This is a genomic window from Paraburkholderia sp. A3BS-1L, assembly GCF_051125215.1.
In the GTDB taxonomy this organism is placed as follows: domain Bacteria; phylum Pseudomonadota; class Gammaproteobacteria; order Burkholderiales; family Burkholderiaceae; genus Paraburkholderia.
In genome coordinates, this window is sequence record NZ_CP120443.1 from 889,856 (window position 1) to 909,263 (window position 19,408).

General features: G+C 66.2%; 22 protein-coding genes. 12 read left to right on the forward strand and 10 right to left on the reverse strand.

Annotated features, from left to right (window positions below; translation table 11 throughout):
* Window positions 1–25 precede the first annotated feature (25 nt).
* Window positions 26–967, reverse strand: coding sequence for a LysR substrate-binding domain-containing protein (locus tag P5W99_RS19165; protein WP_434664293.1), 942 nt, complete (start codon window positions 965–967; stop codon window positions 26–28).
* A 75-nt stretch (window positions 968–1,042) separates the two neighbouring features.
* Window positions 1,043–1,231, reverse strand: a complete 189-nt coding sequence (locus P5W99_RS19170; RefSeq protein ID WP_421026713.1) for a hypothetical protein — start codon at window positions 1,229–1,231, stop codon at window positions 1,043–1,045.
* Between the two features lie 67 nt (window positions 1,232–1,298).
* Between P5W99_RS19170 and P5W99_RS19175 the strand changes: the two genes are divergently transcribed.
* Complete coding sequence (locus P5W99_RS19175; protein WP_434664295.1) at window positions 1,299–2,627, forward strand: MFS transporter; 1,329 nt, start codon at window positions 1,299–1,301, stop codon at window positions 2,625–2,627.
* 1 nt (window position 2,628) lies between these two features.
* Here the strand turns inward: P5W99_RS19175 and P5W99_RS19180 are convergent, their stop codons facing one another.
* Complete coding sequence (locus P5W99_RS19180) at window positions 2,629–3,423, reverse strand: IclR family transcriptional regulator (RefSeq protein ID WP_421026715.1); 795 nt, start codon at window positions 3,421–3,423, stop codon at window positions 2,629–2,631.
* A 129-nt stretch (window positions 3,424–3,552) separates the two neighbouring features.
* Between P5W99_RS19180 and P5W99_RS19185 the strand changes: the two genes are divergently transcribed.
* From P5W99_RS19185 to P5W99_RS19205, 5 genes are all read left to right on the forward strand, one after another.
* Window positions 3,553–4,212: a substrate-binding domain-containing protein gene (locus P5W99_RS19185; protein ID WP_434664298.1), complete on the forward strand. Its 660-nt coding sequence runs from the start codon at window positions 3,553–3,555 to the stop codon at window positions 4,210–4,212.
* On the forward strand, window positions 4,209–4,355 hold the full coding sequence (locus P5W99_RS19190; RefSeq protein WP_434664301.1) for a substrate-binding domain-containing protein: 147 nt from the start codon (window positions 4,209–4,211) through the stop codon (window positions 4,353–4,355). Before P5W99_RS19185 ends, P5W99_RS19190 begins: the two co-directional genes overlap by 4 nt.
* 208 nt (window positions 4,356–4,563) lie before the next feature.
* Complete coding sequence (locus P5W99_RS19195) at window positions 4,564–5,343, forward strand: enoyl-CoA hydratase/isomerase family protein (protein WP_421026717.1); 780 nt, start codon at window positions 4,564–4,566, stop codon at window positions 5,341–5,343.
* Window positions 5,344–5,356: 13 nt separating this feature from the next.
* Window positions 5,357–7,450, forward strand: a complete 2,094-nt coding sequence (locus P5W99_RS19200; RefSeq protein ID WP_434664304.1) for an acetate--CoA ligase family protein — start codon at window positions 5,357–5,359, stop codon at window positions 7,448–7,450.
* 160 nt (window positions 7,451–7,610) lie between these two features.
* On the forward strand, window positions 7,611–8,300 hold the full coding sequence (locus tag P5W99_RS19205) for a CBS domain-containing protein (RefSeq protein ID WP_421026719.1): 690 nt from the start codon (window positions 7,611–7,613) through the stop codon (window positions 8,298–8,300).
* Window positions 8,301–8,438: 138 nt separating this feature from the next.
* Here P5W99_RS19205 and P5W99_RS19210 read toward each other — a convergent pair whose 3' ends face one another.
* Window positions 8,439–8,942, reverse strand: coding sequence for a lecithin retinol acyltransferase family protein (locus P5W99_RS19210; protein WP_421026720.1), 504 nt, complete (start codon window positions 8,940–8,942; stop codon window positions 8,439–8,441).
* A 279-nt stretch (window positions 8,943–9,221) separates the two neighbouring features.
* On the opposite strand from P5W99_RS19210, the gene P5W99_RS19215 reads away from it, so the two are divergent.
* Window positions 9,222–10,208, forward strand: a complete 987-nt coding sequence (locus P5W99_RS19215; RefSeq protein ID WP_421026721.1) for a zinc-dependent alcohol dehydrogenase family protein — start codon at window positions 9,222–9,224, stop codon at window positions 10,206–10,208.
* 325 nt (window positions 10,209–10,533) lie between these two features.
* On the opposite strand, the gene P5W99_RS19220 is transcribed toward P5W99_RS19215, so the two are convergent.
* Window positions 10,534–11,034: a universal stress protein gene (locus P5W99_RS19220; protein WP_421026722.1), complete on the reverse strand. Its 501-nt coding sequence runs from the start codon at window positions 11,032–11,034 to the stop codon at window positions 10,534–10,536.
* 78 nt (window positions 11,035–11,112) lie between these two features.
* A complete protein-coding gene (locus P5W99_RS19225; protein ID WP_421026723.1) occupies window positions 11,113–11,952 on the reverse strand; it encodes a universal stress protein in 840 nt (279 codons plus the stop codon).
* Between the two features lie 379 nt (window positions 11,953–12,331).
* Here P5W99_RS19225 and P5W99_RS19230 point away from each other — a divergent pair, with 379 nt between their 5' ends.
* The 5 genes from P5W99_RS19230 to P5W99_RS19250 all read left to right on the forward strand — a co-directional run bounded on the left by P5W99_RS19230 (window position 12,332) and on the right by P5W99_RS19250 (window position 14,868).
* Window positions 12,332–12,766, forward strand: coding sequence for an Hsp20/alpha crystallin family protein (locus P5W99_RS19230; RefSeq protein ID WP_421026724.1), 435 nt, complete (start codon window positions 12,332–12,334; stop codon window positions 12,764–12,766).
* A 154-nt stretch (window positions 12,767–12,920) separates the two neighbouring features.
* Window positions 12,921–13,775, forward strand: coding sequence for a universal stress protein (locus tag P5W99_RS19235; RefSeq protein WP_421026725.1), 855 nt, complete (start codon window positions 12,921–12,923; stop codon window positions 13,773–13,775).
* Between the two features lie 97 nt (window positions 13,776–13,872).
* Window positions 13,873–14,151 carry a DUF1488 domain-containing protein gene (locus tag P5W99_RS19240; protein WP_421026726.1) on the forward strand — a complete coding sequence of 93 codons (279 nt, stop codon included), beginning with the start codon at window positions 13,873–13,875 and terminating at the stop codon, window positions 14,149–14,151.
* An 82-nt stretch (window positions 14,152–14,233) separates the two neighbouring features.
* The gene (locus P5W99_RS19245) at window positions 14,234–14,473 is read left to right on the forward strand and encodes a hypothetical protein (RefSeq protein ID WP_421026727.1); all 240 of its coding nucleotides are present in this window, start codon (window positions 14,234–14,236) and stop codon (window positions 14,471–14,473) included.
* Window positions 14,474–14,538: 65 nt separating this feature from the next.
* On the forward strand, window positions 14,539–14,868 hold the full coding sequence (locus P5W99_RS19250; RefSeq protein ID WP_421026728.1) for a hypothetical protein: 330 nt from the start codon (window positions 14,539–14,541) through the stop codon (window positions 14,866–14,868).
* 122 nt (window positions 14,869–14,990) lie between these two features.
* Here P5W99_RS19250 and P5W99_RS19255 read toward each other — a convergent pair whose 3' ends face one another.
* From P5W99_RS19255 to P5W99_RS19270, 4 genes are all read right to left on the reverse strand, one after another.
* Window positions 14,991–15,314, reverse strand: a complete 324-nt coding sequence (locus P5W99_RS19255) for a c-type cytochrome (RefSeq protein ID WP_421027086.1) — start codon at window positions 15,312–15,314, stop codon at window positions 14,991–14,993.
* Between the two features lie 272 nt (window positions 15,315–15,586).
* Window positions 15,587–16,375, reverse strand: a complete 789-nt coding sequence (locus tag P5W99_RS19260; RefSeq protein WP_421026729.1) for a helix-turn-helix domain-containing protein — start codon at window positions 16,373–16,375, stop codon at window positions 15,587–15,589.
* 218 nt (window positions 16,376–16,593) lie between these two features.
* Complete coding sequence (locus P5W99_RS19265; protein WP_421026730.1) at window positions 16,594–17,241, reverse strand: response regulator; 648 nt, start codon at window positions 17,239–17,241, stop codon at window positions 16,594–16,596.
* Window positions 17,238–19,346 carry a PAS domain S-box protein gene (locus P5W99_RS19270; protein ID WP_421026731.1) on the reverse strand — a complete coding sequence of 703 codons (2,109 nt, stop codon included), beginning with the start codon at window positions 19,344–19,346 and terminating at the stop codon, window positions 17,238–17,240. The genes P5W99_RS19265 and P5W99_RS19270 overlap by 4 nt, the downstream gene beginning before the upstream one ends.
* Window positions 19,347–19,408 lie beyond the last annotated feature (62 nt).

A 19,408-nucleotide genomic window follows, 5' to 3' on the forward strand; every position in this document is an offset into this window, starting at 1 on the left:
CCATCAGGGGGCCGGCAAGGGGTCTTCAGGCTTTGTGAAGGGTGGGTCGACGCAGGGTTGCGCCAGGCCAGCGGCCAGCGGCGAGCGTATCGCGCGCGACGTCGGCGAGCACGACGCGTGCGGCAAGGCCGGCGGGCGAAAGCTCGTCGTCCGAGACGCTCGCGATCAGGTTCGGTCTCGTCGCGTATTTCTCGACCAGCGGCGCGCTCGCCAGAGATGCGTTCTCGGCGCGTGCGAGCGCCGCTCCGGGCTGAATCGTTGCGCCGAGTCCGCCGCGCACGGCGTCCATGAGCATGGCGAGACCGTCGATCTCGGCGGCGATGCGCGGCGCGTAGCCGGCGCGCTTGAAGGCGGCGTCGAGCAGGGCGCGAAGGCCGTGTGCGCCGCTTGGCAGGATCAGCGGCAGGGCGCCCAGCTTCGCGATCGAGGTTCTCGGCCGCTCAGGCATGCCGGGCAGCGTCGCCGCACCGATCACGAACAGGCGCTCATCGAGCAGGGGCATGACGCTCCAGCGTTGCGCGGGCTCTTCGCGGAACAGGATCGCCAGATCGATTTGCCGTGCGCCGAGCATCGCGCCCAGATAACCGGAGAGGCTTTCGACCATGCGCAGCCGCACGTCGGGATAGCGCTCGCGCATCGCCTGCATGAACGCGAGCCCGAGCACCCCTGCCGTGCTGGGCGCGAGCCCCACGCTGACGTGGCCCGAGAGGCGCGCCTGGCGGGCGGCCAGGGCGGCGTCGTCGATGTGGCGCAGCGCGAGTTGCGCCTGACGCCAGAATGCGAGACCGGCATCGGTGGGCACGACGCCGCTCGAGGTTCGCTGCAGCAGGCGCGTGGAGAGCTCGCTTTCCAGCCTGCTGATCTGCTGGCTGAGCGCCGACGTGACGACGCCCAGCTCGAGCGCCGCCCGGCCCATGCTGCCGTGTTCGATGACGCTGACGAAATATCGTAACTGCCGGAGTTCCATCGAAAGTCTCAGAGTTTGCGGTTCCGGAAGACCGGTTCGCGCGCATCCAGCGTAATGTGATTGAGCGCGACACCTTCATCTGCCCGCAAAGCAGGTTAATTTTTCGGTCGAAGCGCCGCCGCCGAGCCGATTGTAAACCTCGAGATGGCTTTCGGGCTTGCGCGCAATGATCATGTCCCCATGGTGCTCCGGCCCGGTTGCGTGTTCCACACAGTGGAACGGCTCCCTTGGTGTTCTTCGTGCGGCAACCATAATCGTGTTCATGCGGGATCCGACCGGACGGTCCGGGCCGCAATCCACATTCCGCAGCCAATAAATGACCGGAGACACCATGCAAGCAGTGACAAGTCCCTCGCCCGAGGCGACGGCCGTCCAGCATTCGATGACCGAAGCGGTATACCGCAAAGTGACATGGAGGCTGATGCCGCTGCTCTTCGTCTGTTATGTGTTTGCCTATATCGATCGGGCAAACATTGGTTTTGCCCACCTTCAGTTCCGGCGCGATGTCGGCTTGTCCGAGGCGGCGTTCGGACTTGGCGTGGGACTCTTCTACCTCGGCTACATGCTGCTGGAGGTGCCCAGCAATCTCTGGTTGCAGCGTATCGGCATTCGCCTGACGCTGTTGCGCATCATGACCTTCTGGGGCGTGGTGTCGGCCTGCACGGCATTCGTCCGCACCCCTATGGAGTTCTATTTCGCTCGCGTGCTGCTCGGCGTGGCCGAAGCGGGCTTCTTCCCGGGGGTCATCCTTTACTTCACCTACTGGTTTCCCGCCGCGCGGCGGGCCCGGGTGACGTCCCTTTTCATGAGCGCCATCTGCGTGTCAGGCATCGTCAGCGGGCCGGTGTCGGGGCTCATCCTGGAAAAGCTCACCGGTGCGCTCGGATTGAACGGCTGGCAATGGATGTTCATCATCGAGGGGGCGCCATCCATTTTGGCAGGCGTGGTTGCCTGGCTGTGCCTCACCGATCGGCCCGAAGAGGCGCGGTGGCTCAATGAGCAGGAAAAGGCCATCGTGCTCGATGCGCTGCACCGCGAAGCCGCACTGAAAGAAGCGCGTGCGCCGAAATCCATCTGGGTCGCGCTTCGGGAGCCGAAGTTCTACTTCCTCACCTTTGCCTATTTCAGCGTGCCCTGGGCCAGCATCGTGGTTCATATCTGGGCGCCGAGCGTCATCAAGAACAGTGGCGTGACGAACTTCTGGCATATCGGTGCGTTGTCGGCGATTCCGTACATCGTTGGCGCTATCGCGATGTATCTGATGGGGCGCAGCTCCGACCGCAGGCTCGAACGGCGCTGGCATTTCTTGGTCAGCTCGGCGCTCGCCGCAGTGGGCGTCGTGCTGCTGCCATTGTTCGCACATAACGTCGGTGCATTGATGGTGCTGCTGTGTGCCGCCACCGCGGGCTATCTCGGCATGCTCTCGCTCTTCTGGACCTTGCCGCCCGCCTATCTGAGGCCTGCGGTGGCGGCGAGCGGCATCGGCCTCATCAGCAGCCTCGGGCAGTTTGGCGGCATGCTCGCGCCGACGGTCATCGGCTTTGCTTCCACGCGGTTCGGCAGCAATGCGCCAGGGCTTTATGCCGTCGCGCTCGTCTCCATACTCGGGGGGCTCGCGATCGTGCTGGGCGTGCCGAGGCGCGCAATCAGCGAACAGTAACTCAGCCTGGCTCGAGCACCGCCACCGCATGAACGATAGCGTCGCGCAACTGCAGGAGCGGCGCCGCGAGCGCGGTCGAGACGCTGGATGGCGTGTCGGTCGTGCGCACGCTGAAATTCAGCATGACCGGCTGATGCCCCGGCACGATCAACGGCGTGGCAAGCGCGACAACTTCGGGCTGCCAGGTTGCCACGCAGTAACCCAGACGGCGCACTTGGTCGATGGCTTCGAGGATCTGCGTTTTCATGGGTTTCCAGCGTCGGCTGCTGCGGCGCTCGAGCGATGCGAGCCGGGCCGCGCGCTCGTCCTCGATCAAGGTCGACAAATGCGCGCGTCCCAGCGCGGTCAGCTCCATCGGCACGCGCTGACCGGAAACGACCGTGCGCAGCGCGGCACGCTGGTTGTAGCGGAAGGACTCGAGATAGACCATGTCGTCGCCATCGGCCACCGCGAGGCCCGCGTTGATCTGGCGCTTTTGCGCGGCTTCGCGCATCAGCGGCGCGCCCGCCTGCAGGACTTTCGATCCTGTGCGCATGGCGTGCGCCACGCTCAGTATCGGCACGCCGAGCCGGTAGACCTGGCGCGCGGCGTCGTGTTCGAGAAACCCGCACTCCACCAGCGTGCGCGCGAGGCGGCTCACCGTGGCCTTCGGCAATCCGGTGCGCTCGACGAAGTCGCCGTTGCCGAGTGCATCGGCGCCTGGGCCGAAGGCCCGCAGCAGTAGTAGCCCCCGTTCGAGAGAGCGGTTCAGTACGGCGTCAGGCGCCGTGCGAAGGGCCTTTTCAGAAGCATTCATCGTGTCGGAAGCAAAGGAGTGCCTGGCGCACGCGGTGCCGGGCCAGCGCCCCGGCTCGCACAAACGAAGCGGATCGGACCATTGCAGGCCGCCGTGGATTGTCTTCACCAACAGGAGCGATGTGAACCCATGAATATCCCCATCAAGCGCGCTGGTTTGCGTATTGTTGCACCGATACTGCTTTCGCTGTGCGGTGCCTTGACTGCGCAGGCCGCAGACGTCCATGTTCTTGCGACCGGGGCATTGTCGGCGGCCTTTCGCAAGATCGTCCCGGCTTTCGAAGCATCGACCGGCAAAAGGCTGATTCTGTCCTGGGGGCCTTCATACGGCAATTCGCCAGACGACTTGCCGGTGCGCATCAGGAACCACGAGCCGATGGATGTGTGTTTCATGATCGGCGCGGCGCTCGACGAGCAGATCCGCCAAGGTTATTTCGTCGAGGGCACGCGCACCGACGTCGCGATTTCACGCATCGGCATCGCCGTGCGCGCGGGCGTGCCGAAGCCCGACATTGGCTCGGTCGACGCGGTGCGAACGGCCTTGCTCGGCGCACACTCGATTGCGTTCTCGGAGGGCGCGAGCGGCAAGTACATCACCGAGACGCTCTTTCCGAAGCTCGGCGTGGCCGATGCCCTGCAACGCAAGACGGTCCAGATCAAAGGCAAGGAGCTGGTCGGCGTGGCGCTGAAACGCGGCGACGCGGACATGGGCCTGCAGCAGATCAGCGAGCTGCGCGCAATCGACGGCATCCAATACGTCGGGCCGCTTCCCGAGCCGCTGCAAAGGTGAGCGTGATCGCCGCAGCCGTCGCCCGGCATGCCGCGGAGCCCGACGCCGCAAGCGCGCTGATTCGCTATCTGCAGACGCCCGAGGCGAAACGCATCCTCGAGCAGGCCGGCCTTGATCCGGTCGGAGGCCCGGCTCCGCAGTGAACGGCGCAGTGCTGCGCCGTGCCGCGAGGCGCGTGCACGCGAGGGTACGCGAAGGTACGCGAAGGTACGCGAAAGCGGCCTTGTTCCATGCAGTGAAACGCGCCCGATGCCCGTCGCAAGCGCCAAGGCTATGCTTCATCACACGATGCGCCGCCTCGCACTGCGGCGCCATCCTCCAACTCATATCGTCCGAAGAGCCGTAACAACCATGAATACATCCATGATCGAGTTTGCAGTGGAATCGGGCATCGCGCTCATCACCCTGAACCGGCCTGAAAAGCGCAACGCCATTACCGACGACATGCGCTCCGAACTCATCACCCTGCTCGAAAACGTGGCGCGCGACGCCGCCGTGCGGGCCGTCGTTCTGACCGGCAACGGCAAGGGATTCTGCGCAGGCGGCGACGTAAGCGGCATGGCGCAACGTATGGAAGCGCCAGCCGGCGAAGTGGCGTTCAATGGCTGGTCGCGCCAGCAGCGCGTGCATCACAGCGTGAACCTGCTCTACTCGATGCCCAAGCCCACCATCGCGGCCGTCAACGGGGCAGCGGCAGGACTGGGCGCCGACATGGCGCTGGCCTGCGATTTCATCATCGCCTCGGAAGAAGCCAGCTTCGCATGGAGCTACATCCGGCGCGGATTGATTCCGGATGGCGGCGGCCTGTATTTCCTTCCGCGGCGCGTGGGTGTGCCGCGCGCGAAAGACCTGATCTTCAGCGGCCGCCGCGTCGAAGCGAAAGAGGCGCTAGAAATCGGTATCGCCGATCGCGTGTGCGCACCGCAGCGTTTGGTCGAAGAGGCCCGCGCCTGGGCGCTGGAGCTTGGCCAGGGCTCCGCTACGGCGCTGGCGCTCGGCAAGACCATCCTGAACCAGAGCTACGAATTGTCGGCACATCAGGTATTCGCTCAGGGCAGCCAGGCGCAGGCGGTCTGCTACACGAGCCGCGAGCATCGCGAAGCCGTGCATGCATTCCTGAACAAACAATGATAAGGACACCGTCATGAACGGAATTTCCCATCTGATGCGTCCGCAAAGTGTTGCGGTGATCGGCGCATCCGCCGATCCTTCGAAGACCGCTGGCCGGCCGGTTGCGTACCTGAAAAAGCACGGTTTCACGGGGACCGTCTATCCCGTCAATCCACGTTATGAGGCCATCGACGGGCTGAAGTGCTACCCGGACGTCGCATCCCTGCCGGCAGCGCCCGACGTCGGTATTGTGCTGCTCGGCGCGGAGCGCGCGCATCTCGCAGTGGGAGAGCTGGCGAAGCGCGGCGCACGCGCGGCAATCGTGCTCGCGAGCGGTTATGCCGAGACCGGTGCGCAAGGCGCCCAGCGCCAGGCTCAACTCCTGGAGGCGGCGGGCTCGATGCGGCTGCTCGGGCCGAATACGATCGGCCTCGTCAACCTGACGGACGGCATCACGCTATCGGCGAGCGGCGCGCTGGAAACCGATGGCTTGCTGGCCGGCAGCATCGGCGTGGTGTCGCAGAGCGGCGGCATTCTCGGTGCGCTGCTCTCGCGCGCGGCGGCGAGCGGCATCGGGCTCTCGAAGCTCGTATCGACCAGCAACGAAGCCGATCTGGACATGGCGGACTTCATCGACTATCTGGTTGACGACGATGCCACGTCCGTCATTGCGTTGTACATGGAAGCCGTGCGCCATCCGCAGCGCTTCCGTGCCGCTGCGTTGCGCGCCAGGCAAGCGGGCAAGCCGGTGGTTGCGTTCAAGATCGGACGATCGGAGTCCGGCGCCCGCTCGGCCGTCTCGCACACCGGCGCGCTGGCCGGCTCCGACCGGATGTACGACGCGTTGTTCCGCCAGACCGGCGTGATCCGGGCCGGCACCTTCGCAGACCTGCTCGACCTTCCCAATGCGCTTTCGGTGGGCCGGCACCCCGCAGGCAAGCGCGTCGCCATTCTGACTTCGACGGGCGGCGCCGGCACCCTGGTCGCCGACAGTCTGGGCGTGGCAGGCTTCGAAACGCCGCCGCCCGATGAGACGACCGCAGCCCGTTTGCGGGCGCTGCAAACGGGTGAGCACGCCGTGCTCGATCGCAACCCGATCGACGTCACGCTGGCCGGCCTGCAGCCCGAGTTGCTGCGCGGGGCAATCCGCACCCTGCTGGACAGTCCGGGCTATGACGCGGTCGCCGTCATCGTCGGCTCTTCGGGGCTGGCGATGCCCGATCTGATGGCCAACGCCATCCGGGATTCATTGCCCGGCACGAACAAGCCCGTGGTGGCGTACGTGAGTCCGCACGCACCGGCCATTACCCGTTTGCTGAATCGCGAGGGGGTGCCGGCCTTTACCAGCCCGGAGAGCGCGACGAGCGCAATCGAAGCGATGTGGCGGTACGGCGAGACATTGCGCGAGGGCCGTGACGGGCAAGCGCCGCTCCCGTGCGTCGAACCCGACGCGCTCGACCTGCCATCAGGGTCTCTCGATGAAGCCCAGGCGAAAGCACTGTTCGCGCGGTTCGGCGTGCCGTCGGTTAGAGAAGTCGTGGTCGGCAGCGCGAAGGAGGCCGAAGCAGCGGCATCCACGCTCGGCGACAAGGTCGTGCTGAAGCTGCTCTCGAACACCATTACGCACAAAAGCGATGTCGGCGGCGTGGCGGTCGGCGTCCCGGCCAGCTCGGTCGGCGCACGGCTCAACCGGATGCGCGACGAGGTCGAGACGGCAACGGGGACGCCCGTGCAGGCTTTCCTCGTTCAGGAAATGGTGACGGGAGGCGTCGAGCTCATTCTCGGTCTGCACCGCGACCCGCTGGGTACGGCCGTGCTTCTCGGCATGGGGGGCGTCACGGCGGAGCTGATCAAGGACACGTCGATGCGCATGCTCGATTCCGAGTCCGGTCTCTCGCGCGAAGAGGCGTTGGCACTGATCCGGGAACTCAAGACGTTTTCATTGCTCGACGGATTCAGGGGCCGACCGCGTGCGGATATCGATGCGCTTGCATCGGCGATTGTCGCGTTCGCACGCATGGCGGCCGCGGTTGGTTCGCGTTTGCTCGAGGCGGAGATCAATCCGATCTTCGCATTACCAGACGGGCAGGGCGTCAGGGCGGCGGACGGTGTCGCGGTGATCGGCTAAGGTGTCAGCGGCGACAAGCGCGCTCTGCATTGGCATGAAAGAGCGCCCGCCGCGCCGTGCGATCGCTGCCGGGATCAATTGATCAGCATCAAGATAAAGTGGCCGTCGAAGCCTACATTGAGTGTGGTCGAAGTGCTGACCTATATCGAGGAGAACACTCATGCAAGCATCGGACATCATGACCACGGACGTCGTGTCCGTCGCGTCCACCGCAACCGTATTCGAGGCGGCCGAACTCATGGCGAAGCATCACATCAGCGGCTTGCCGGTCGTCGACGAGGCCGGAACGATCATCGGTCTCGTGAGCGAAGGCGATCTGCTGCGCCGCGTGGAGACGGGGACCGGCAAGCCGCAGCGTTCGTGGCTCGCGGAGTTCCTGTATTCGACCCGCAAGCTCGCGGCGGAATACCTGAAGGAGCATGCCGTCAAGGTCAGCGACATCATGACGGAGAACGTAATTTCCGTGCTTCCGGCCACGCCGCTTGCCGAAGTCGCGGACTTGCTCGAGCGGCATCACATCAAGCGGGTGCCGGTGGTGGCGGACGGAAAAGTGCTCGGCATCGTGAGCCGCTCGAACCTGGTCGCGGCGCTTGCGCGCGCGGCGCAGGCCGGCCCCGAGGTGCTCGCTTCCGACGAGGCGATTCGCCAAAGCGTGTTGCATGCGCTCGATGCGCATCGCTGGGCGATGCCGGCGGATAACATCGTGGTGAAGGACGGGGTGGTCCATCTTTGGGGTACCGTGACCTCCGAGGAAGAGCGCAAGGCCATATCCGTGTGTGCCGAACGCGTCGCCGGCGTGAAGGGCATCGAGGACCATCTCGGCTATCCCACGTACTTCACGCCTATGTGAGCAATGGAGGCGAGCGGGGCGGTGCGGCAAGCGGCCGTCGGGGACGGCGCTCGTCGCGCGGCGGCGCATGTCGTTGCCGCGCTGGACTTGCGCCTGGTTCGCGCCCAGTTCGACGCGTGCGCAAGTCGTCAATGTGGATCAGCTCATCGCCGGGACCGAGGCTTCGATGGTCCTGCCCGATGTGGCTTGCATCCAGTCACGGACCACCTTGCAGAGGAGCAGCGTGCACAGCACGCGCATGGCGCGGGCGGGGTTGCGCATGCAGGCATCGACCTGATGGCTGCGTCCTTGCCCGAGCACGCACCAGAGGCACAGGTGCTCGCAGTTGTTGGTCAGCAGCTTGTAGTTGTGCTCGCCGAGGCGAGATGCCGCGCGGCGCGCGATTTCGCGGCCGGTGTATTGCGCGTGTGGATGCTGGACGAGCTGGAGACCGAAACCCGCCGAAAAATCCTCGATCGAGATGACTTCGACCGGGCCGCTGCCGAGATGGCGGGAGAAACCGGCGTAGTGAATGACGCGGCCGTTTCCGATGTAGATGCCGTGATGCACATAGCCTGGCCGCCGCGTGGCGAGATGGGCTCCGACGGACAGATCGCAGGTGAACAGGACGTCTGTGCATTCCGATTCTTCGCGCTGGCCCATGATGGCTTGCTCCCGAACAGTGTGACGATCCGGATGCGACTGAAGCCGGGTCTTGCGGCATGGCCCGTGCGCAGTTGCTCTCGTCACGCCTTAAGTATTGGTTTTGGGGCGGCCGGCAACAATCAGCGCTAGCTGAGATTGGCGTGTGATGTGTAGTGTCGGTGTCGGAAATTGCCTACGCTGGAGGCGTGTGATGCTGATATCGAATCGGGAATAACGGGAAGAGCGAGAATTGACGCAGTGCCGGAGGATTCATTCCGGATCGACGGGAGATCGACGATGCGAGCCATGCTATTCGACGGTGCGAGTCCGCAGTTGCGGGAGGCCGATGTGCCGGACCCGGTTCCCGCAGCGGGCCAGTTGCTGATCGACGTTCATGCCTGCGGCGTGTGCCGCACCGACCTCCATGTGGTCGACGGCGATCTGCCGCACCCGAAGCGGCCGGTGATTCCGGGGCACGAAATCGTCGGCACGGTGGCGGCGCTCGGCGCGGGCGTCACGGGCTTCGCGCCGGGCGACCGGGTGGGCGTGCCGTGGCTCGGCCACACTTGCGGACAGTGCCGCTTTTGCCAGCGCGGGCGTGAAAACCTTTGCGACGCGCCCGGCTTCACGGGCTACACGATCGACGGCGGCTATGCCGAGCGCACGGTCGCCGACGCGCGTTATTGCTTCCACTTGCCGCGCCAGTACGGCGATATCGAAGCCGCGCCGCTTCTGTGCGCCGGGCTGATCGGCTACCGCACGCTGGCGATGGCGGGCGACGCGCCCTGTATCGGCATCTACGGGTTCGGCGCCGCGGCGCATATCGTGGCGCAGGTCGCGCGGCATCAGGGGCGCACGGTGTATGCGTTCACGCGTCCCGGCGACCTCGACGCGCAGCGTTTCGCGCGGCGCCTGGGCGCGGCGTGGGCGGGCGGCAGCGACGAGACGCCGCCCGAGCCGCTCGATGCCGCGCTGCTATTCGCGCCGGTTGGCGCGCTGGTGCCCGCCGCGCTGCGCGCCGTGACCAAGGGCGGCACGGTCGTGTGCGGCGGCATTCACATGAGCGACATTCCATCGTTTCCGTACGCATGGCTGTGGGAGGAGCGCCGCATCGTTTCGGTGGCGAACCTCACGCGCGAGGACGGCGCGGCGTTCATGGCCATTGCCGCAAGACACAAGATCGAGATCGAAACCACGGCTTGGCCGCTCGCGCGGGCGAACGAGGCGCTCGCGGACCTGCGCGCGGGCCGCTTCACGGGCGCCGCGGTGCTGACGATGCGCTAGGGTCTGTTCACATTGGAAACAGGCTTGCGCTGGCCGCCAGAAGGGCCGAGCGCGAGGATTGCGACGAAGCGAATACTCGACGTATTCGTGAGGAGCATGACGCGGCGATCGGCCCTTCTGGCGGCCAGCCCCTGGAATGAAATTGTTGATTTGGGGAACGTGCTTTTCCGGCCGCATTGCGACGCCCTCATTGCACTGCAGCCGGAAAGGCACGTTCGCAAGCCTGTTTCCAATGTGAACAGACCCTGGACCCCAAGGGTCGTTGCAGGCATCGCAGCCGGGCAACGGGGTAGTGGTGCAACGGTGGCGTTCGCCTGCGCGAGACTCATGCCGTCACGCTTGCCGGGCGGTCATCGGTCGTTTTGGCCTCGGGCGCTGCGGCCCGTGCGGGCACCAGCAGCACGGGGCGGCACGCACTGCGCAGCACGCGCTCCGCGACGCTGCCAAGCACCAGCCGCCGCACGCCGCGGCGTCCGTGCGTGCCCATGACGATCAGGTCCGCGCCCCACTCGGCGGCCACGCGTTCGATGCATTGCGCGATGTCTTCCACGCCCAGCTCGACTTCGGCCGTGCGCGGCGCGCCTTTCACGCCCGCGGATGTCATGCGCGTCTGGGCGTCGGTGCTGATCAGCCGGCTTTCTTCGACGTACGCATCGCGGACGATCGAGGGATCGAAGCCCGGCACGTCGTAGGCGAGCACCGGAATGTCGATCACATAAAGGGGCTGCAACTCCGCGCCGTGATCGCGCGCGAGCTGGATCGCGGCATCGAGCGCTGTGGAAGCGGTCTGGCTGCCGTCGAGTGCAACGAGAATGCGGGAATACATGGTGTGCCTCCAGGCTCGTCCGGGGACGCGGGAAGAGCGGCTTGCGGGACGTGTGGGGAGCGTGAGATGCGTGGCCGTTCAATGGGACATGAGCACGGGCAGCGTCATCGTGCTCAGGATCGAGCGCGTCGCGCCGCCCAGCACCGTTTCCTGTAGCCGCGCGTGGCCGTACGCCCCCATCACGAGCAGGTCGAAGCCGCCATCCGCAGCGTAGTTGAGCAGGGCGTCGCCGGTGGATTCCGAGGCGCCGCGGTCGATGTGGGCGATGTCGACCGTGTTCGCGCCATGGCGTGCGAGCATGGCCGCCAGATCCGTGCACGAAGCCGGAGACGCCCCGGACTTGAAGGTGCTCGACGTGGCGGCAATCGTGACGTGCGCGGCGCGCGCGATGAAAGGAATCGCATCGTGAACCGCGCGCGCCGCCTCGCGGCTGCCGTTCCACCCGATCAGCACGCGCTCGCCGACCGATTCGAAGTAGCCGGTGTACGGCATCACGAGCACGGGGCCGCCGGCGCCCAGCACGATGGACTCGGCGAAATGATCGGCCACGTAGGCCTCCGGTTCGTTCAGATCGGTTTGCCCGATGATGGTCAGGTCGGAACTGCGGCTGCGCTGCGTGACGGCGGCGACCGGTTCGTCCCCGGCGGCCAGCCACACGCCCTCGACCTGCGCGCGCGCAAGCTCCGCATGGAACAGCCGCTCGATCGCGGCGCGCTGCTCCGCGCGGAGCTTGCGGTGCGCGTCGTAGTAGTCGGCGGTGCCCGCCATGACATAGAACTCGCGCGGGCTCGGCTCGAAGACGGCGAACAGGCCGTTCAGATGCGAACCATACGTGCGCGCAAGCTTCAAGGCGAGCGAGAGCCGTGCGCTGGCGCGCGCGCTCGTATCCAGATGAACCGTCAAGGTCTTGTAGGTCATGGCAGGACTCCGGGAAGGAGGAGTGGCAATCGGGCGAGCGGCAATCGGCCAGCAATCGGCCAGCAATCGCGGGCCAGCAATCGCGGCCCAACCCGAAGCGGGCGACGAATTGATTCGAGTCTAAGAATGGGCGACCCATCGCCCTTGATTTAAATCAAGCGTCTGCTCGTGGCGAACGACCGCGCGACAGCGCGGCGTCAACGCGCCGGGCGGAAGCCCTGGCATTGAGCCAGATCAATTGAGAAAAGCCGCGTGTTCTTAGATTGAAGACGGAGCGCATCGCAGCGTGCGGTGCGCAAGGTGTGGGCACAAGCCCAGGCAGTCGTGCGGTTCGACGAGTGGACCGTGCGGCGAGTCACAGCTCAAAGGAGAAATGGCGATGAGCAATCTGACACGTTACGACCCGTTTTCGATCGAGCCGGTTTCCGACCTGTTTCAGGGGCTTTTCCGCCCGATGCGCAGTCTGCTCGCGACGGAGGACAACGATCTGGCGGCGATGAAGCTCGATGTGACCGAGAGCGATCAGGCCTACACGGTCAAGGCGGAATTGCCGGGCGTGAACAAGCAGGACATCGACGTCAAGATCGACGGCAATGTGGTGTCGATACACGCGAAGGTCGAACGCAATACCGAACAGAAGGAAGGCGAGCGGGTCATCCGCCGCGAGCGTTATAGCGGTGCGTTTGCGCGTTCATTCTCGTTGGCTAGCGATATCGACGAGAGTACGGCGAGCGCCCAGTATCAGGACGGCGTGCTGTCGCTGACGCTGCCGAAGAAGGCGCCGACGGAGCACAAGCGCCTGCAGGTCGAATAAGCACTGCATGGCTGGAACGGGAGGTCGGCACGCAGAGGCGGCGCAGAGCGTAGCCTCTGCGCTCTCTTGATTCCTTGCACGTTCAGGCCATCCGCAATACGCACAAGGCGCGCGCCGGCACGGGACGGCGCGCGCTTGTGCCGGGGAGTCAAAAATGAGACATTCGGCCACTCGATCGATCGACATGCCGGTCGTTGCGCCGTTCTCACGCATAGTTGTCCTGATGACTGGGCGTGAGCATGCGGCTTCGCTGCTCGACTGCGTGGCCGGCTGGGCACAGCACGGTGCGCGCGTGCACGTGTGCTTCGCGGCAATGGCGCCTGGGCCTTCGGAGGCAGGCGCGGGAACCCGGGCCGAGCAAGATGCCGTCAAGCGGATCCTCCGGAGCGCGACCGTCGACGCGGCCTGCGAGACGCTCGCGCTGCGCGGCATCGAGGCCCATCCGGAGATCCTCGAGCCGAGCGAGGGCGAGGGGCAGACAGAAGCGTTCGCGCGCGCCATGCGCGCCTGGCAAGCGGATCTCGCGATTGGCGCGCCCTCGGATCCGGTCGCGCTCGCGGGTTTGTCGGCGTGTGCCGTGCTGGTGCTGCCGCAGCCTTTCGCGCGCCGATGCCAGGTGCCGCCGCAGCGCATTTTCGTCGCGAGTGACGGGAGCGCCGCGTCGGCTGTTGCGGTTCGGCAAGCCGCGCGCGTCGCGTTCGCCGGCGCTGCGCTGCGGGTGGGCTATCTGGCCTGCGACCCGGCGTCGGCGCGGCATCCCGAAGACTTCGAAGCGGTCGTTCTGCCGGCGCGGCACGATGGCGACGCCGCTGCGCACGCGATCGTCGAGGCCGCGCTGCAATGGCGCGCCGACCTGCTGGTAGTGGGCACGCGCGGCGGCCACGAGGGCGGGCGGTGGCGCTTCGGGAGCGTCGCGGCCGAGGTCGCGCAACGTACCGTATTGCCGCTGCTGCTCGTGCCGCAGCTTTCAGGACAAGCGTCGCTCGCGGGCGTGAGCGGCATCCATTGAATTGATATGCGTCAACGGGCGCAGCACGCCGAACCTTATCCTGAATTTAATCGCTAGCTGGAATGGTTTGTCGCTGGCGCGGTGAGGAGAACTGGTCATGGAAATTTCGTTCCCGCGGGTAGCGCCCCAGTACGATGCGGAGTGCTACACCCTGGTGTTCCCGGTTCATGTGGACGGCAAGCGGATCCAGTGTGGCATTACCGCCGAGGCGCTCGAAGACCATTTCGGCGCGGCGTCGATCCGCGAGACGGATCTCGTCTCGGCATTCTGCGAGCATCGCGGCGCCATCGAGGACGCCGCGGCCTCGCTGATCGAAGCCACCCACGGCGTGCCGATCCTGCTGCACAGCGGCATATTCCGCGTTTGTGGCCGATGACGCGAGCCGCTATGTACGCCGCCACGTACGCCATTGCTTACGCCACCAGACGCGCCACCAGCGCGGGACGGAGATCGAGGTCATGACACTCAAGGGCACAGTCAACTCGGGCACATGGATCGTCGAAGCGATCACGTCGCCCGCGCCGCACGGCGGTTTTGCCTGCCATATCAGCATTACGCAGAGCGAGCCGGAGCAGCCGTTTGGCCATGCGTTCGCGCATCATCGAACCTTCGACACGGAGGCCGCCGCAGTGCTGGACGGCCTGCGCGAAGGCATGTTGTGGGTCGATCTCAAGAACCTGCATGCGTTTCGCGTATAGGCCGCGGCAAGGCCGGAAGCTCAAGAGCAGGACGAGGCAGGGGAGCCAGTGCGATGGGACTGGGAATGCAAATTGTGTATCTGGGCTTTGCGGGCACCGCTGCCATCGAGGCGGAAGCCGGCGTGCAGCTATTGCGTCTCGAGCGCTTCAGCGGCTTGCTCAAAGCCTGTCATCTCGCCATCGAGTCGGTGCGCAAGTCGGGTCATGCAGACGTCTACGATGTGCGGCTCGATCTGCTTTCCGCTGCGAGCGAACTCAAGCCCATCGTTCATAGCACCGGCGAAGATCCGATCGCCGCCATGCGCGAAGTCTTCGATGCCGCCGAGCACGAGTTGCGACGGGCCGGCACTTCGGGCTGCGCGGCGCAAGACGGCCGCATGCGGCGCGATCATTGAAATTGAGAGGGCGGGGATCGGGCGATGCCGGATCGTTCCGCGTGCGTTTGCGGCCGCGAGAACGCGGCTTGCCTGGCACGGGTTGACTGGCCTTATCGGCTATTGGACTATCGGCTGCCTGGCTACTGGCTCAGCACCCACTGGACGAGCTTGCGGGCGTCCGCGGCCGAAAGCGGGCCGCCGCGATCCTCGGGCAACGGCATGGCCATGTCGCCCCAGTGCGCCTTGCCGCCGTGCCGGAGCTTCTCCACCAGCATCGTGGTTGCGTTGGGCTGGTTGCGGTAGCGCTCCGCGATCTGGTGGAACGATGGCGCGAGAAAGGGTTCGTCCGACGTATGGCAGAACATGCAGTGCTGCTGATCGACGAGATCGGTCGGCTCAGCAACAAGCTCGGCGAACGCGCTGGCCGCCGGCAGAAAAACCGCCAGCGCCGCGGCCGCGCCCACGAGGATCGCGCGAACCGGAAGCCGGCCCGGCTCGCGCCGCCGCGCAATGGCGGCCGGGGTAGCGGCCGGGATAGCGGCTGGCGTGGCGGCGGGGATGCGTTGGCTAGGCATGGCGGGTCTCCTTGGGGCGGCGCTCGGGCCGCAAAGGCTGGCTGTCTCGGCCCATGCTCCCATTGGCGGGCGCCATGCCGTTGACCTTGGTCAATCGCTGGGTCGATGCTGATTCAATCGCCGCGTCAATCGCTGGATCAATCCGATAAGCGCGGCGCGGATCACACGCGCGCGAGACCTTCCGAATCGACGATGCGGATCTGCTTGCCGGCCGGCTCGACCAGCCCGTCCCGGTGAAAGCGCGAAAACATCCGGCTCACGGTCTCGAGTTTCATGCCGAGAAAGCAGCCGATTTCCTCGCGGCTCATCTTCAGATTGAACTGCGCGCCGGAGTAGCCGCGCGTGCGAAAGCGCGCAGCGAGATCGAGCAGGAAGGCCGCCAGGCGCTGCTCCGCGGTCATCGTGCCGAGCAGCATCATGAGGCTCGATTCGCGCACGATTTCGCCGCTCATCAACTGGTAGAGATGGCGTTGCATGCGGCGGCTTTCGCGGCAGAGCGTCTCGAACTGGCCGAACGGAATGATGCAGACCGTGCTGTCTTCGAGCGCGATCGCGTCGCAGTTGTGCGTGCCGGCGCATACGCCGTCGAGGCCGAGCGGCTCGCCGGGAATCTGGAAGCCCGTGACCTGCTCGCGGCCGTCGCGATGCATGACGACCGTCTTGAACGAGCCGGTGCGCACGGCGTACAGGCTCTGGAATGCGTCGTGGGTGCGAAACAGGGTTTCGCCGCGACGCACGTTGCGGGTCGTTAGGACCACGGTATCCAGTTGCTGAAGCTCGGCGGTGGTGAGATCGGCGGGCATGCAGACCGCGCGCAGCGAGCAGGTGGAGCAGCGCGAGGCCGGGTGGCGCGGGGCCGCTTCCCGCACTGCGGGCTGCAGCGTAATCACTGGCCAGGGCAGCGCCGCAGAAGCAGGCACGGAGGAATCGCAGGCAGGCTCGGCATACATGACAGTCTCCAGTTCATCGCGCGAGCTGTGCGTGGGATTCACGCAGCTTCGGGCGAATCAGTTTGGCTTCCATGCAGGCAGTATCGGCGACGCCATCTCGGAAATAAATCGGCGGCGATGGAAAGCAGCGTACGCAGGATAGAAGTTGTGTAGGGCAATTCCTACAGACGTGCGGCATCGCGACGCTGAGCCCTGTGGCGATGCACCTCTGGCAAGGCTCAGGGCTCGTCCTCATCGTCGAGCAGCTTGTGGCGCAGGGCATAGCGCACGAGGGCGGCCTCGTGGGGCATCTCCATCTTTTCGAGAATGCGCACCTTGTAGGTGCTGACGGTCTTCGCGCTCACGCAGAGCGCCTGGGCGATCTGGCCGATGGATTCACCGTTGGCGAGGCGCCGGAACACCTCGAACTCGCGGTCGGAGAGCCGCTGATGCGGCAGCGTGTCGGCGGGCTCGTTCAGGCTTTGCGCGAAGCGCTCGGCCATGGCCATGCTCACGTAGACGCCGCCCGTGGCGACTTTCGTCACGGCGTTCACGAGTTCCGCGCTGGCGCTTTCCTTGGTGAGATAGCCCGACGCGCCGGCCTTGAACGCGCGCACCGCGTATTGCTGCTCGGCGTGCATGGTCAGCACGAGAATGCGCAGCGCCGGCTGTTCGTCCTTGATCTGCTTGATGAGATCCACGCCGCTGCGCCCCGGCATGGAAAGGTCGAGCACCAGCACCTTGGCGGCGCGCTCGCGCACCAGCGCGAGCGTGGTGGCGCCGTCGCAGCCCTCGCCCACGATTTCGAAATCGTGGGCGTCCTCAAGGATGCGGCGCAGGCCATCGCGCACGAGCGTGTGGTCGTCGGCGAGGATCACCTTGATCATGAAGCGGTCTCCTCTGACACGAGGGCGTCGAGCTCGAAGGTGATGGAAATGGCAAAGCCTTCGCCGGGAGCCGTATCGATCTCGACGACCCCATTGAACATGTGCGCGCGCTCGCGAATGCCCAGCAATCCGAACGATTTGTCGTGGCGGGTGCGGCTCAGCGGGTTGCCGGGGTCGTCCTGGGCGCCGCGGCCATTGTCGACAATGCTCAGGATGCACTGCTGGCCGTGGACTTCGAGGTTCAGGATGACGACGCTGGCTTCGGCGTGGCGCGCGACGTTGGTGAGCGCTTCCTGAATGATGCGAAAGAGCGCCGAGGCCGCTGCGCTCGAGAACGCCGTGTCAGCGGTGTGGATGTGCCGCTGCACGTCGATGCCGTAGCGGCTCGTGAAATCGTTCGCGAGCCATTCGATGGCCGGCACGAGCCCGAGGTCGTCGAGCATCACGGGGCGCAGGTCGGCGGCGATGCGGCGCACCGCCCGTACGGTCGAATCGATCAGCTTGCTCATGCCGTCGAGGCGCCCGGCGATGTCCTCGCCGACGGCGGCGGCGCCGAGCCGGTGCGCGAGCGCGGAGAGATCGATCTTGAGCGCCGTGAGCCGCTGGCCGAGATCGTCGTGGAGCTCGCGGGCGATACGCGTTTTTTCGGCTTCGCGCACGTTCTGCAGGTTGGCCGAGAGCTCGCGCAGCTCTTCGCGCGAGCGCTTGAGCGAGTTCTCCGCGCGCAGCCGTTCCGTGATGTCGCGCAGCATGACCGTGTAGAGCTTGCCGGAGGCGTCGCGGATCTGCGAAATCGATGCTTCGATGGGAAATTCCTCGCCGTTGGCGCGCAGGCCGAACAGCACGCGCTGCTGGCGGCCCATCTGGCGCTCGGTGACGCCCGTGGCGCCGAACTGGTCGACGTGGTGCTCGTGGGCCGAGCGAAAGCGTTCGGGAATGAAGCGTGCAAGCGGCGCGCCGATCGCTTCCATGGCGGAGAGCCCGAAGATGAACTCGGCGGCCGGATTGAAGATCACCACGCGCTGCGCTTCGTCCACGGTGATGATGGCCTCCATCGACGACCGGATGATGCCCATCATGCGCGCTTCGTTCAGACTGGCGTCCGTGCTGGCCGGATCGGGCACGACAGCCGGAGCCGCAGCCGCACTGGCGAGACGGTAGGCGAGCCACGCGCAGAGCGCGGCCGCGGCGGCGCCGGCGAGCAGAACGGCCGCGGCGCAGGTGGCCGCGCCCGTGACGAACGGGCTGCCGTCCGTGCTCGCATCGAGCGTGAGCGTGGCGCCGCCGAACGCGAGGGTGGCGCGGTGCTCGAAGCGCGCGCCGGGCATGACTTCGGCGCCTTCGGTCGGGGCGCTGCGGAACACCTCGGCAGCCGGCTGCGCGGCATGGACGGTTAGCGCGAGATCCGGCTGGGCGGCGAGTATCGGCTCGAAGAGCCGCCGTGCGTCGAGCACTGCCACGGCGAATCCCGCGGGCGGCTGCTGCGCGTCGTGCGCAGCACCCCGCGAGGCGTAGACGGGCAGATAAAGCATCAGGCGAGGCGGGACGCCGTCCGAGGCCGGCTCGGCAGTGAGCCCGGCCTTGCCGGTTTGCACGGCGTAGCGGCGCGCCACCACGCTGGCGACGCTCTGGAGCCGCACATTGCCGGGTTCGGCGGCGATCCCGGCCCACAGCGCAGTGGCATCGGGCTGCGCGGGCGCCGCGTGTTGCGCGCCGGAGGGGGGGACGGACGATTGCGAAAAATAGCCCATGGCAACGACTGCGAGGCGCGAGTTTTCCAGATCGGCGGCGCCGACCTCGCGCTGCCAGTCCTCGGCATTGGGAACGGGGTTCTGCGCGAGCCATCCGCGCGCGCCGCGCAGCATGGCTTCGTCGGCGACAAGCGCCTGTGCGACGGTCTCGCGCAGCGCGGACGCGCGGCGGGCAAAGCGCTGCCCGGCGGCGGTCTGCCACTGCTGCGCAACAAACGCCGCGACGACGAGCGCGAGCGTCAAAACGACGACGAATGCCAGCGCCGATGCCACGGCCGGCTGGCGAATCTGGGCAAGGCGCCTGCGCGCCGCGCCGCGGGCGGCGCTTTCGTGCGGCTTAGCGCCTGTGCTCATGGAAACGGTCCAGAACGAAATGACGCTTGTATGGAACGGGTGCGTGAGCCATTCACATTGGG